At 73.1% G+C, this 13,529-nt stretch carries 12 protein-coding genes; 3 read left to right on the top strand and 9 right to left on the bottom strand.

Going from position 1 to position 13,529, the window contains the following annotated elements; translation table 11 throughout:
• Positions 1-2: 2 nt before the first annotated feature.
• The gene (locus ACWIYF_RS03105; RefSeq protein WP_448626652.1) at positions 3-596 is read right to left on the bottom strand and encodes a hypothetical protein; all 594 of its coding nucleotides are present in this window, start codon (positions 594-596) and stop codon (positions 3-5) included.
• A complete protein-coding gene (locus tag ACWIYF_RS03110) occupies positions 593-2,293 on the bottom strand; it encodes a phosphatase PAP2 family protein (RefSeq protein WP_448626653.1) in 1,701 nt (566 codons plus the stop codon). The genes ACWIYF_RS03105 and ACWIYF_RS03110 overlap by 4 nt, the downstream gene beginning before the upstream one ends.
• Before the next feature lie 83 nt (positions 2,294-2,376).
• On the opposite strand from ACWIYF_RS03110, the gene ACWIYF_RS03115 reads away from it, so the two are divergent.
• Positions 2,377-3,288, top strand: a complete 912-nt coding sequence (locus tag ACWIYF_RS03115) for an ABC transporter substrate-binding protein (RefSeq protein ID WP_448626654.1) — start codon at positions 2,377-2,379, stop codon at positions 3,286-3,288.
• Positions 3,289-3,374: 86 nt separating this feature from the next.
• Here ACWIYF_RS03115 and ACWIYF_RS03120 read toward each other — a convergent pair whose 3' ends face one another.
• Positions 3,375-4,550, bottom strand: a complete 1,176-nt coding sequence (locus ACWIYF_RS03120) for an acyl-CoA dehydrogenase family protein (RefSeq protein ID WP_448626655.1) — start codon at positions 4,548-4,550, stop codon at positions 3,375-3,377.
• Positions 4,551-4,638: 88 nt separating this feature from the next.
• Between ACWIYF_RS03120 and ACWIYF_RS03125 the strand changes: the two genes are divergently transcribed.
• Positions 4,639-5,346 carry a hemerythrin domain-containing protein gene (locus ACWIYF_RS03125; RefSeq protein WP_448626656.1) on the top strand — a complete coding sequence of 236 codons (708 nt, stop codon included), beginning with the start codon at positions 4,639-4,641 and terminating at the stop codon, positions 5,344-5,346.
• Between the two features lie 43 nt (positions 5,347-5,389).
• On the opposite strand, the gene ACWIYF_RS03130 is transcribed toward ACWIYF_RS03125, so the two are convergent.
• Both ACWIYF_RS03130 and ACWIYF_RS03135 read right to left on the bottom strand, forming a co-directional pair.
• Positions 5,390-6,421 carry a YihY/virulence factor BrkB family protein gene (locus ACWIYF_RS03130; protein WP_448626657.1) on the bottom strand — a complete coding sequence of 344 codons (1,032 nt, stop codon included), beginning with the start codon at positions 6,419-6,421 and terminating at the stop codon, positions 5,390-5,392.
• A 95-nt stretch (positions 6,422-6,516) separates the two neighbouring features.
• Positions 6,517-7,959, bottom strand: a complete 1,443-nt coding sequence (locus ACWIYF_RS03135; protein WP_448626658.1) for an MFS transporter — start codon at positions 7,957-7,959, stop codon at positions 6,517-6,519.
• A gap of 269 nt (positions 7,960-8,228) precedes the next feature.
• Between ACWIYF_RS03135 and ACWIYF_RS03140 the strand changes: the two genes are divergently transcribed.
• Complete coding sequence (locus tag ACWIYF_RS03140; RefSeq protein ID WP_448626659.1) at positions 8,229-8,384, top strand: hypothetical protein; 156 nt, start codon at positions 8,229-8,231, stop codon at positions 8,382-8,384.
• A gap of 4 nt (positions 8,385-8,388) precedes the next feature.
• On the opposite strand, the gene ACWIYF_RS03145 is transcribed toward ACWIYF_RS03140, so the two are convergent.
• From ACWIYF_RS03145 to ACWIYF_RS03160, 4 genes are all read right to left on the bottom strand, one after another.
• Entirely contained in the window at positions 8,389-10,182 is a 1,794-nt protein-coding gene (locus ACWIYF_RS03145; protein WP_448626660.1) for an acyl-CoA dehydrogenase, read from the bottom strand.
• Between the two features lie 20 nt (positions 10,183-10,202).
• Positions 10,203-11,105, bottom strand: a complete 903-nt coding sequence (locus ACWIYF_RS03150; RefSeq protein ID WP_448626661.1) for an alpha/beta fold hydrolase — start codon at positions 11,103-11,105, stop codon at positions 10,203-10,205.
• 95 nt (positions 11,106-11,200) lie between these two features.
• Positions 11,201-12,976, bottom strand: a complete 1,776-nt coding sequence (locus tag ACWIYF_RS03155) for an MDR family MFS transporter (protein ID WP_448626662.1) — start codon at positions 12,974-12,976, stop codon at positions 11,201-11,203.
• Entirely contained in the window at positions 12,973-13,515 is a 543-nt protein-coding gene (locus ACWIYF_RS03160) for a MarR family winged helix-turn-helix transcriptional regulator (protein WP_448626663.1), read from the bottom strand. Before ACWIYF_RS03160 ends, ACWIYF_RS03155 begins: the two co-directional genes overlap by 4 nt.
• Between the last annotated feature and the right edge of the window lie 14 nt (positions 13,516-13,529).

A 13,529-nucleotide genomic window follows, 5' to 3' on the forward strand; every position in this document is an offset into this window, starting at 1 on the left:
GGTCAGCCGTCCCCTCCGGCGGGATCGAGGTCGAGTCGCCCGCCGCTCTCCTCGCGCACCTGCTGCTGCAGGTCCTCGCGGGAGACCACGCCGACGACCTGGGAGGCCAGGGCCAGCGCCTCCCCGGGGCTCTCGCTGTCCAGAGCGAAGACGAACGTGAGGCAACCGCCCTCGAACAGGTAGTAGCGCTCGCCCAGGTAGGTCGGGTCCATCCGGTCCACCCGCTCGAGCCGCAGCATCCCCTCGCGGTCGCTCGGCGCGGGGCTCGCGCCCTGGGTGTCGCAGGAGGCCTCGAGGCGGACCTCGACGGCCCTGTCGCCGTCACGGTTGGAGTCCAGCCAGAACCTGGACAGCCCGTTGACGGCCTCGAGGTGACGGAAGCCCCACCCGAGCGGCAGGGCGGCGCGGATGCAGGGCACCCACGTCGCCGAGGGGACGGACTGCGCCATGAGGATGACGCCGTTGCCGGCGCCGTCGTCCCCCACCGAGCACAGCGGCTCGGTGGTGATCGCGCTGTTCGGGGCCTCGCTGGCGCAGCCCGTCAGCGAGCTCGCCGCCAGCGCGCCGAGGAGGAGACCCGCGGGCGCCCGCCTCACAACGGATTCTCCAAGAGCATGGGGATCGTGATGATGAGCGCGAGCGCGAGGACCAGCAGCGTCGCCAGGGTGAGGCCGACCCGGCGCCAGCTCCACCGCTGGATGCGCACGGGCGGCAGCCGGTAGGGCAGCAGCGCGAGGAACTCGGCGTGCAGATCCCGGCCCTGCTGGCGCAGCATCCGGCGCAGCTGGGTCGGCATGGTGAGCCCGCGGGTGGCGGCGAAGGCCTCGGCGATCTCCTCGTCGGTGAAGTGCCGGACCGCCCGCCGGTACACCCGCTCGGCGTCGGTGCGCAGGCCGAGGACGAGCATCATGTTCGCCAGGTCCACCGCCTGCCGCCACGGGCTGGGCCGCACCTCGGCGAACGCGGTGTCGATGATCACCAGGCGCCCGTCGCGGACGAGCAGGTTGGCCGGCTTGATGTCCCTGTGGGCCAGCCCCACCTCCCACATCCGCCGGACGACGGCGAGCCCCTGGTCGATGATCGCGTCGTCCACCTCGGCCTCGCCGATCTCCGAGCCGCGGACGAATTCGTTGACCAGCAGGTACTCCCGCTCGGGGGTGATCTCGACGATGCCGAGCGGGCGGGCGACCGGCAGCCCGGCGTCGTCCAGGAGGCGCAGGACGTAGTCCTCGTACTGCACCAGGCGGCGCACGCTGTGGTAGGGCTGCTCGTCCTCCAGCCGGCCGTAGAGCAGCGTTCGGCCGAGCTTGTACCAGCGGTCGGAACGGACGTGCGTGGCCGCGTAGAGCTTGCCGAACACGAAGGTCTCGCCGCCCTCGTCGTCGGACTTGACGGCGATCTTCAGCGGCGTGGAACCGCCCGAGCCGGCGAGCCCGAAGGGCTTCACCGAGGTGACCAGCAGACCCAGCTGGTCCTGCAGCGCCCGCACGATGGCCTCCCCGCGGAGCCCGGTGACGTCGAGGTGGGCCGCCCGTCCGCGGCTGTAGCGGACCGGGAAGACGTCGTTCGGCGTCAGCAACCGGAAGGCGGCCAAGGTCAGCGCCACCCCGATGACGACCCCGACCACGATGTCGGTGGGGTGGTCCTGGGCCAGGTAGAGCCGGGAGAGGGCGACGAGGACGAGCACGCCGCAGGCCACCCACTTCCCGATCGTGCGGAACCGGCCGGCGGGCACCTGGCAGTACAGGATGCTGAGCAGGAGGGCGGCGAGGAGGGTCATCGGCAGCGACGGCATGGAGTAGCCGGCCCACCTGCCGAGGATCTCCACCTCGAAGGGGCGGGGGCGCTGCAGGGCGCCGGCCATGCCGGTGGCGAACGCGGTGACCACGATGCTCACGCCGACCGCGACGAACAGGTGCCGCCATCGCCGGAACACCGCCAGCGCCACCAGGTTGGCCACCCACAGGATCTGGATCGCCGGACCGGTCGCCAGCACGCCCACGACCTCCGCCGCTCCCGTGAGGGCCGGGGAGCGCAGGCCCGCCATGGCCTGGAGCACCCGGGTGTCGGCGACGTCGAAGTGCGCCACGCTGCCGGTCAGCCACACCGCGATGCAGGTGAGCACGACGACCCCGGAGGCGACGAGCCACCACTTGCCCGACTTGGCCAGGTGGCGGGGCAGCGGCGGTGGTTCGCCGGAGGGACGCCGGCGCCTCCGGACACGGCGCAGTGCTGGAGGGTCAGGGCGAGCGACCGTCCCCGTCGCGGTCACGGCTGGGGGCAGCGTCGCCATGCCGGGGAATGCTCCTCCGCCGAGGGGTGCCGCGAACACCCCTTTCCGCCTAGCCTGGCTGCCTCCCGTGCCGAGGAGGCGCCGTGCGGGCTCGCCGGGTGTTCCAGGCCGCACTGGCGGTCGTGGTGTTCGCGCTGGTCGCGTGCGCGCCGGAGGGCCGCAACGCCCCCGAGCCGGTGCTCCTCGAGGGGACGATCCGCTTCGCCGCCTACGACTTCTCCGAGAACGAGGTCCTGGTCGAGGTCTACGCCGAGGCGGCCCGGCGGGCCGGGCTGCCGGTGGTCGTGCAGCCCGGGGTCGCCACCCGGGAGGTCCTGGTGCCGGCCCTCGAGCAGGGCAAGGTGGACGTCGTCGTCGACTACCTGGGGACGGTGGAGGCCTTCGTCCGCCGCGGCCGGCCCGCCTCGGACCGGACGCCGGAGGAGCTGCACGCCGCCCTGACGCAGGAGCTGGCCCCGCGGGGCGTCACCGTGCTGGCCGCCGCCGAGGCCCAGGACCAGAACGGCTTCGCCGTCACCGCACGCTTCGCTGCCGAGCACCGGGTCCGCCGGCTCTCCGACCTGGCCCCGCTGGCCGGGGATCTGGTCCTGGGGGCGCCGCCGGAGTGCCCGGACCGGCCGCTGTGCCTGCCCGGCCTCCGGGAGGTGTACGGCCTGGAGTTCGGCAGGGTGGTCAGCCTGACCTCGCGCCGGGCCACGGTGGAGAACCTGGTCGCCGGCGCGATCGACGTCGGCCTGCTGGAGACCACCGACGCCCGGCTGACCGGCGCCTCGCTGCTGCTGCTCGCCGACGACCGGTCGCTGCAGCCGCACGAGAACATCGTGCCGCTGGTGCGCAGCGCCGTCCTGGACGGCGCGGGGGACCGGCTGAAGAAGGCCTTGGACGAGACCACCGCGCAGCTGACCCAGCAGCAGGTCGTGGCGCTCAACAAGACCGTCGAGGTCGACGGGCTGACACCGCAGCAGGCCGCCGCCCGCTGGTGGGACGCCCGCTAGCAAGGGTTCCGTCGGTCGTCCGGTTCGCCCGGCCAGGCCCCCTGCAGGGTCCCGCCGCGAGCTTCGAGCGGTGGGGGCAGGGGTTCTCAGACGATGGCTCCCCGTCCCGTCACGGCCCGCCCCACGATCAGGCTGTTGACCTCGCGGGTGCCCTCGTAGGAGTAGATCGCCTCGGCGTCGGCGACGTAGCGGCCCACGTGGTTCTCCAGCAGGATCCCGTTGCCGCCCATGAGCTCGCGCGCCCAGCCGACCGTCTCACGCATCCGCATGGTGCTGAACATCTTGGCCAGCGAGGCGTGCTCGTCGGCCAGCCGGCCCTCGTCCTGCAGCTGGGAGACCCGCGTGCACAGCGTGGCCGACGCGGTGATGTTGCCGAGCATCCGCACCAGGAGGTCCTGGACCAGCTGGAACTCGGCGATGGGCTTGCCGAACTGGGTGCGGTCGAGGGCGTAGGCCAGGGCGTGCTCGTAGGCGCCGCGCGCGCAGCCGACCGCCGACCAGGCGACGCTGGCCCGGGTCATCCGCAGCACGTTGGCGGTGTCGCGGAAGCTGTTGGCCCCCTGCAGCCGGTTCTCCTCCGGCACGCGGACGCCGTCCAGCGTGATGAGGGCGTTCTGCACGGCCCGCAGCGCGATCTTGCCCTCGAGGTCGACGGTGCTGAAGCCCGGGGTGTCCTTCTCGACGACGAAGCCGAGCACGCGGTCGGTCTCCACGTCCTTCGCCCAGATGATCACCAGGTCGGCGAAGCTCGCGTTGCCGATCCACTTCTTCTGCCCGTCGAGGACCCACTCGTCGCCGTCCCGCCGGGCCGTCGTCTCGACGCCGCGGGCGACGTCGGACCCGTGGTCGGGTTCGGTCAGCCCGAACGCGCCGATCAGCTCCATGCGCGCCATCGGCGGCAGCCAGCGCTGCTTCTGCTCCTCGGAGCCGCAGAGGTAGATCGTCCCCATCGCCAGACCGCTGTGGACGCCGTAGAAGGTGGCGACCGACGGATCCCCCCGGGACAGCTCCATCGCGACCATGCCGTCGGTGAGGAAGGACCGGCCGGGGCAGCCGTAGCCGGAGTAGGGGGTGCCCGCGATGCCGAGCTCGGCCATCTCGGGGATGAGGTGCCGCGGGAACTTGCCGCGGGTCCACCACTCGTTGATGCACGGCTCGACCCGCTCGTTCATGAACGTCCGCACCCGCTGCAGCAGTTTGCGGCCGTCGTCGTCGAGCAGGCCGGCCAGGTCGTAGAAGTCCGAGGTGCTGATCAGGTCCATCACGGCTCCTTCGGCGCGGGGTCCCGGCATGCCCCGCGACGGAGCTGGGCACACCCCCGGACCTCATCCCCCTGCGAAAGGCTCCGACGTGCCCCGATCGATCGCCGGCCAGACCACCGAGGAGCTCGGCGGGCCGGGCAGCGTGCTCGCCCGCCAGCGCCGTGACCACGAGGACCTCGACCGGCTGCTCGAGGAGCTCGACGGCACCACCGGCACCGCGCAGGAGGAGGTGCTGCAGCGCATCGACCGGCTGGTGTTCAGCCACGCCTTCGCTGAGGAGACCGTGCTGTGGCCGGTGCTGCGCCGGGTGCTGCCCGACGGCGACCAGCTGACGCTGCGGGTGGAGGAGGAGCACCAGGAGGTCAACGAGCTGGTGACCGCGCTGGAGCGGGACGGGCTCGACGACCCGCGCCGTCCCGAGCGGCTGGCCCGGCTGGCCGCCGTCCTGCGCGAGGACGTGCGCGACGAGGAGGACGTGCTGCTGCCCCGGTTGCAGGAGAAGCTCGGGGACGACGAGCTGCGCCGGCTCGGCCGGCAGTGGGAGCTGGTGCGGCGCGTCGCACCGACCCGGCCGCACCCGACGGTCTCCCGCCGTCCGCCCGGCAACGCGCTCTCGGCGCTGCCGCTGTCGCTGCTCGACCGGACCCGCGACCTGGTCGACGCCGGTGCCCGGCGGGCGCCCGGCGCTCTCGCCCCGGCGGCCCGGGCCGTGAGCACGGGGCTGGCCGCGGTCGCCGGCCTGGTCGAGCAGCTACCGCCCGCGCGCCGCGGCGACGAGCCCCCGACCAGCCGCTGAGGGAGTGGGAGGGACGCGGGAACCGCGCCCTCCCACCCTCCCCTCAGGTGGTCTGCTGCGGCTTCGGGTTCTCGCGCGCGTCGAGCTGGATCTCCTTCTCCGCGCGCGGCACGCCCTCCTTGAGCTCCTTGGACCGTTCGATCTCGGAGTCGAGCTCGATGCCGAACAGCAGGGCCACGTTCGTCAGCCAGAACCAGACCAGGAAGATGATCACGCCGGCCAGGGCGCCGTAGGTCTTGTTGTAGCTGCCGAAGTTGGCGACGTAGAAGGCGAACAGCGCCGAGGCGACCGCCCACACCAGCAGCGCCACGGCGGCGCCGGGGCTGACCCACTTGAAGCCGCGCAGCCGCACGTTCGGCGTCGAGTAGTAGAGGACGGCGATCATCAGCGCGACCAGGACGACGATCACCGGCCACTTGGCGACGTTCCAGACGGTCAGCGCGGTCTCGCTCATGCCGAGGGCCCCGCCGATCGCCTTCACCACCGGGCCGCTGAGCACCACCATGCCGACGATCACGGCCGCGAACAGCACGCCGATCAGGGTGATCAGCAGCTGCAGGGGCTTGAGCTTCCAGATCTTGCGGCCCTCGGGCGTCTCGTAGACCACGTTGGCCGCGCGGGTGAAGGCGCCGACGTAGCCCGAGGCCGACCAGATGGCGCCGGCGAGACCGAAGATCAGGCCGAAGCCGGCGGCGGTGTTGCCCGCGATCTGGTTGACCACCGGCTCGATCGTGCGCGCGGCGCCTCCGGGGATCACCGCGGTGATCGCGTCGCTGATGGTCCGGGGCTCGGCCACCAGCCCGATGATCGACAGCAGCGCCAGCAGGGCGGGGAACAGCGCCAGGACGCCGTAGTAGGTGAGCGAGGCCGCCCAGTCCGTGAGGTTGTCCTCGCTGAACTCCTTGACGGTGCGCTTCAGCGTGGCGAAGAAGGTGGGGCGGGCATCAGCCCCGGTGGGCGCGTAGTCAGCGCGGGTGCCGCTGATCGTCTCGTCGTCGGGTGCCGGGTCGCCGGCACGGTTGCCGGAGAAGCGGGTCTCCGACTTGGTACGGCTGGAGCCGGTTGCTCGGGCCATGGTGGTCCTCCGGTCACTGGATCGTGTGCCACCGTTCGTGCCCCGGTCGATCCGGTTCCATTCCCGCCCGCGACGTCCGGGCGCGTCCCCGCGGGTCAGCGCAGCCCGGACACCGGCGACCACTCGCCGGCCCGCGCGGTCGCCTCCTCGAGGTCGGCCGGCTCGTCCGGACGACGTCCGGCGCCGGACCGCAGCCCGACGAGACTGACCGCCGCCACCGCCGCGGCGCTGCCCAGCCCGACCACCCCGATGAGCGCGTACGCCGACTCGCGCGGCAGGCCGGTCACCGGGTCGAGGCCGGCGGCCAGCAGGGCCACCGCCACGGTGCTGCCCAGCGCCTGGCCGCTGGCGCGGGCGATCGAGTTCACCGCGTTGGCCACGCCGGTCTCGTCGCGCCGGACCGCCTGCACGACCAGCGTGGGCAGCGCGGCGTAGGCGACGGTGACGAACAGCTGGGTGAGCAGACCGGCGGCGACCAGCAGCCACGGGGCGCCGCGGAAGAGGGCCAGCACCGCGAAGCCGGCGATCCCGCAGCCGGCGCCGATGAGCAGCGTGGCCAGCGCGCCGATCCGGTTCACCACGCGCCCGGCCAGCGGCGCGACGACGATGCCGGCCACGCCGCCGGGCAGCAGGTAGACGACCGCGGCCTCCAGCACGCCGGCGCCGAACCCGTACCCGGCCACCTCGGGCGGGGTCTGCACGTACTGCAGCACCGCGAGGAACGAGGTGAAGATGCCGACCCCGGTCAGCAGGCCGGCGAGGTTGGGCAGCACCATGCGCCGGTCGGTCAGCAGCGCCGGGCGCACCAGCGGGTCGGTCAGGCGGCGCTGCAGCAGCACCCACCCGGTGAGGACGACGACCGCGCCGGCCAGGCATCCCAGCACGGCGGGGGAGCCCCAGCCCCAGTCGGCCGCCTGGGAGAGCGGCAGCAGGAACAGCACCAGCCCGCCGCCCAGGAGGAGGGCGCCCCACCAGTCGACCCGCCCGGAGGCCGTCGGCGGGCGGGCCGGCAGCACCCGGACGGCCAGCGCCAGCGCGAGGACCGTGACGGCGAGGCCGAGCCAGAAGGAGCGGTGGTAGTCGCCGTCGTCCCCGGTCAGCAGGCCGGTGGCCACCAACCCGACCACTCCGCCGACCGCCAGCGTGCTGCTGGCCACCGACATCGCGACGCTGAGCCGCTCCCGCGGCAGCTCCCGTCTCAGCACGCTCATCGAGAGGGGGAACAGCCCGTACGAGGCGCCCTGCAGCACCCGCGCGACGATCAGCAGCGGCAGCGAGGAGCTCAGCGCGGCGAGCAGGGTGCCCAGCGCGACGGCGACCAGGATGCCGAGGATCACCGGCCGCTCCCCGCGGGTGTCGCCGAGCCGCCCGAGGACCGGGGTGAGGACGGCGGCGGCGAGCAGGTTCGCGGTCAGCACCCAGCCGGCGGCGGCGGTCGACACGTCCAGCTCCGCGGCGATGGTCGGCAGCACCGGGACGACGAGGCTCTGCAGCATCGACAGCGTCGTGACGCCCACGGAGAGCGCCAGGACGAGCACCGCGGGCTTCGGCGCGCGTGGACTCTGCGACGCACCGGTACCGGATGCTTTCTCGGCGGCCGGCGACACATCAGGATCAGACCACGCACCCACGGGCACCGCGCCGCGGCGGTGGTGGGGCACGCCATGACCGTCGTCACACCCGGACGGGGGATTCCGGGGACCGACGATTGGAACGACGCCGGTCCGGGGAAGAAGCTCAGCACGTGACCGTGCTGCCCGGGCCCGAGCCCAGGCGGCAAGCGATGCGCTGACATGGGGGAGAACTGATGGTGCTGTGGCCGGCCGTGAGCCTGATCGGGTTCCTCGTGCTGACCGCCCTGGTGATCGCGATGGGCACCCGCTCCACCGCTCGCTACGAGCGCGAGCAGCGGGCCGCCGTCTTCGCCGACAACACCGCCACCGAGACGGTCGGGGCCGCCTAGCCGGTCAGAGGCAGCGCTCGTCGGCGTCGAGGACCGTGCGGTCCAGGGACTCCAGCAGGTCCAGCTGCACGTGCACCTTGGGCAGCTCCCAGCGGTGGAAGTACCGCGCCGCGATCCGCTTGCCCTCGTGGAACGCGCTGTCCGCGGCCCCGGTGGCGAGCGCCTGCTCCAGCCACAGCCACGCGACGACGATGTGCCCGGCCGCTTCGAGGTAGGCGCTGGCGTTGGCCAGTGCGAGCTCGGCGTCCCCGGTGCCCCGCAACGTCGCCGTCACCGAGCCCAGCCGGGCCGCCGCCGCGTCGAGGTCCGCGGCGAACGCGGACCACTCCGTCCCCGCCGCCCGTGCCGTCGTCGCGCCGATCGTCTCGCCCAGCAGCCGGAGCCCGGCGCCGCCCTGCGCCACCACCTTGCGGCCGAGCAGGTCGAGCGCCTGGATGCCGTTGGTGCCCTCGTGGATCGGGTTGAGCCGGTTGTCCCGGTAGAACTGCTCCACCGGGTAGTCGCGGGTGTAGCCGTATCCGCCGTGCACCTGGATGGCCAGGTCGTCGGCGACCGGCCCCCACTGCGACGGCCACGCCTTCGCGATCGGCGTCAGCGTCTCCAGCAGCAGGTGCGCCCGCGTGCGGTCGGCCTCGCTCTCGGCCGTCTGCTCCTCGTCGACGAGTCGCGCGCAGTACAGCCCCAGTGCCAGCCCGCCCTCCGCGTAGGACTTCGCGGCCAGCAGCATCCGGCGGACGTCGGGGTGCTCGACGATCCGCACGGGCGGTGACGCCGGGTCCTTGGCCGCGGCCGGCCGGCCCTGGGTGCGGGTCCGCGCGTACTCGAGGGCGTGCAGGTAGCCGGTGTAGCCGAGCACGGTCGCGCCCATGCCGACGCCGATCCGCGCCTCGTTCATCATGTGGAACATGTAGGCCAGGCCGCGGTGCGGCTCGCCCACCAGATGACCCACGGCGCCGGCCCGCCCGCCGGGCGTGTGCACGCCCTCGCCGAAGTTGAGCAGCGTGTTCGTCGTCCCCCGGTAGCCCATCTTGTGGTTCAGCCCGGCGAGGACGACGTCGTTGCGCTCGCCGAGCGAGCCGTCCTCGTTCACCAGGAACTTCGGCACGATGAACAGCGAGATGCCCTTCACCCCGGGTGGCCCGCCGGGGATCTTGGCCAGGACCAGGTGGACGATGTTCTCGGTCAGCTCGTGGTCGCCGCCGGAGATCCACATCTTGTTGCCGGTCAGCCGGTAGGTGCCGTCGTCCTGGGGCTCGGCCCGGGTGGTGATGTCGGCCAGCGACGAGCCGGCCTGCGGCTCGGACAGCGCCATCGTCCCGAACCAGCGGCCCTCCACCTCGGGCCGCACGTAGGTGGCGATCTGCTCCGGCGAGCCGTGCGCGATGAGCAGCCGGGCGTTGGCCATGGTGAGGAACGGGTAGGCCGAGGTGCCGACGTTGGCCGCCTTGAACCAGGCGAAGACGGCCTGCCCGACGGTGTGCGGCAGCTGCAGGCCGCCGTACTGCTCGTCGAACTCGCTCGACATCAGCCCGGCCTCGGCGAAGACCCGCAGCGCCTGCGCCACCTCGGGGATCATCTCCACCTTGCCGTCGACGAACCGCGGCTCGTTCTCGTCGGCGGTGCGGTTGTGCGGCGCGAAGTGCTCGGTGGCGATCTCCTCGGCCAGCTCGAGGACGGCGTCGAAGGTCTCCCGCGAGTGCTCCGCGTAGCGCGGGCGCTTGGTCAGGGACTCCACGTCGAGCCACTCGTGCAGCAGGAACTCGAGGTCGCGGCGGGACAGGATCAACGACGAGCGCACTCCCTCACGGTAGGCCCCGGTCAATCGAGGAACGGCTCCAGGAGGGCGAGGGTCTCGGCCGGTCGCTCCTCCACGAGGAAGTGCCCGGCGTCCACCGGGCCGCCGCGGACGTCGGTGGCCCTCTCGCTCCAGACCGAGAGCGGATCGTCCGGGCCGGTGCCGACGACGCTGCGGGATCCCCAGACCACCAGCAGCGGCGCCGACACCCGCCGGCCGGCCGCGGCGTCGGCCGCGTCGTGGTCGAGGTCGACGCTCGCGCCCGCCCGGTAGTCCTCGAGCATGGCGTGCCGGGCCGCCGGGTCGGCGTAGCTGCGCTCGTACTCGGCCAGCGCCTCGGGGGCGTACGCGTCGAGGGCGCTGCCCCAGCCGCCGAGCAGGCTGTGCAGGTAGCCGATGGGATCGCCGGCGATGAGCCGCTCCGGCACCGGCTCGGGCTGGACGTAGAAGAACCAGTGGTAGTAGGCCGTGGCCAGCCGCCGGTCCACGTGCGCGTAGACGTGCGCGGTCGGCAGGATGTCGAGCACGGCGGCGCGGGTCACCGCCTCGGGCTCGTCGAGGGCGAGCCGGTGCGTCACCCGGGCGCCGCGGTCGTGCCCGACGACGGCGTAGCGCTCGTGGCCGAGCGCGCGCATGAGCGCGGCCTGGTCGGCGGCCATCGCCCGGAACGAGTAGCCGGCGTGGCCCGGGCCGGCGTCCGGGCGGCCGGAGTCGCCGTAGCCGCGCAGGTCGGCGGCGACGACGGTGTGCCGCTGCGCCAGCCGCGGGGCCAGCTCGTGCCACATGGCCGAGGTCTGCGGGTAGCCGTGCAGCAGCAGAAGCGGCGGGCCGGACCCGCCGGTCACCGCGTGCACGCGGCACGTGCCGCCGTGCGGGGACGAGACCTCCACGTCGAGGGCGTCGAACTGCTCGAACACGCCGGTCACCGTTCCAGCTCCGGGCCGGCTCGGCCACTGCCCGGACGCCACGAGGGCCCCTCACCGCGGGTGCGGGAAGGGGCCCTCTGGTGAGGTGGCGGTCCTTACCCTCTGGGCTTGCCGGCCGGCGGTGCCGTCGACGTCGGCGCGGCGGCGCCGGCGGCGTGCGCGGTCTCCTCCTGCGGAGTGCGGTCGACGGCGGGTGGGACGGCGTCCGGCTCGGGGCCCTCGCCGGCGGCCGCCTGCTGGGCCTGGATGCCGGACATGTTCCGCAGCGGCACCTGCGGCAGGAACAGCAGGACGAAGAAGCCGACGGCGACGACGGCCGCGGCGACCAGGAACACCAGATCGAGGGTGTTCGAGAAGCCGACCCGGAACGGCGTGACCAGCGCCGGGAAGGCATTGATGCCGGTCGTGTCGGCCAGAACGCTGTCCGCCCCGGCCTGCTGCAGGGCCTGCGCCTGCTGCGCGGCCTCCGGGTTGGCCTGAGCCGCCTGGAGGATCTGCTTCGGGATCTCGGTACCGAGCCGGGTGAACATGATCGACAGGAAGACGGCGGTGCCGATCGTGCCGCCCATCTGCCGGAAGAACGTCACCGACGAGGTGGCGACGCCGATCTCCCGCGGCGACACCGCGTTCTGCACGGCCAGGATCACGGGCTGCATGTTGAAGCCCAGGCCGAGGCCCAGCAGCAGCATGAACGGCACGAGCGTCCACACGGACGTGTCGGCCTCGACGACGAAGGACAGCGCCGCCAGGGCGACGACGATGAACACGACGCCGACCAGGGGGAACAGCTTGTACTTGCCGGTCCGCGCGATCGTCTGACCGGAGGTCATCGCGCCGGTCATGATGCCCAGCACCAGCGGCAGCATCTGCAGGCCGGCGACGGTCGGGCTGGACCCGTGCACGACCTGGAGGTACTGGGGGAGCAGCAGGATGCCGCCGAACATGCCGGCACCGAGCACGATGCTCGCGACGCTGCTGACCGAGAACGTCCGGTTGGCGAACATCCGCAGCGGCAGGATCGCCTCGTCCTTGTAGGCCCGCTCGGCCAGGATGAAGGCGATCAGGCCGACGACGCCGACGACGTAGCAGAGCACGGCCTTGCCGGAGTCCCAGCCCCACGTGCGGCCCTGCTCGGCCACGATCAGCAGCGGGACCAGCGCGACGACCAGGGCGAGGGCCCCGGGCCAGTCGATGCGGTGGTCGCGGCGGGTGTGCGGCAGGTGCAGCACCCGCATGACGACGGCGAAGGCGGCGAAGCCGAGGGGCACGTTGATCCAGAAGATCCACCGCCACCCGTCGAGGCCGAGGATCGAGGCCTGGCCGGCGAGGAAGCCGCCGATGACCGGGCCGAGCACGCTGGAGGTGCCCCAGACCGCCATGAAGTAGCCCTGGTACTTCGAGCGCTCCCGCGGCGGGACGATGTCGGCGATGATCGCCAGGGCGAGCGACATGAGGCCGCCGGCGCCGATGCCCTGGAAGGCGCGGAAGGCGGCCAGCGAGTACATGTTCCACGCCATGCCGCAGAGGGCCGAGCCCACCACGAAGACGGCGATGGCGAACAGGTAGAACCCGCGCCGGCCGTACATGTCGGACAACTTGCCGTAGAGCGGCGTGGCGATCGTCGAGGTGATCAGGAACGCCGTCGTCGCCCAGGCCTGCAGGTCATAGCCCTGCAGGTCGTCGGCGATCGTGCGGATCGCGGTCGAGACGACCGTCTGGTCGAGCGCGGCCAGGAACATGCCGAGCATCAGGCCCGACAGGATCGTCAGGATCTGCCGGTGGGTGAAGACGCCGCTGGCATCCGGCGCTGCGGCCGCCGCGCGGGCGCCCCTGCGGTCGGCCGCGCTGGTGCGGGTGGAGGTCTGGCTCATCGCTTCTCTCTCGGGGCGGGAACGTCGGTCGTGGCGGAGGGGGCGTCGCTGCCCGGGCCGCAGGGATAGCCGGGGAGCCCGGCGGTGAGGTCGTCGAGCAGGCGGGTGAAGAGCGCCGTGAGCGTGGCGAGCTCGTCCTCGCTCCACCCGGCGGTGGCCCGCTCGAGGTGGGCCTCCCGCTCGCGGCGGAACTGCTCGAGCTCCGCGCGCCCGGCGTCGGTGACCACCAGCCGGCTGGCCCGCCCGTCGGTCTCATCGGCGACGCGGGTCACGAGGCCACGCTCCACCAGGGAGGTCACGTGCCGGCTGACGGTGGACGGGTCGGCGTGCATCAGTTCGGCCAGCGCGCTCTGCCGCAGGGGCCCGAGCCGGACGAGCGGGAAGAGCAGGACCAGCGCGGCGCGGTCACGGCCGTCGGCGGCCTGCTGTGCCTTGAGCGCGTGCACCAGCCGCCCGAAGCGGGGCAACTGCTCGGAGAGCGCCCGCAGGTGGTCGAGCCGGTGGCCGGCGCCGACCGGCGGGACGGGCGAGGTGGTCACAGAAGGCTCCAGAC

The organism is Geodermatophilus sp. URMC 64 (assembly GCF_053502555.1).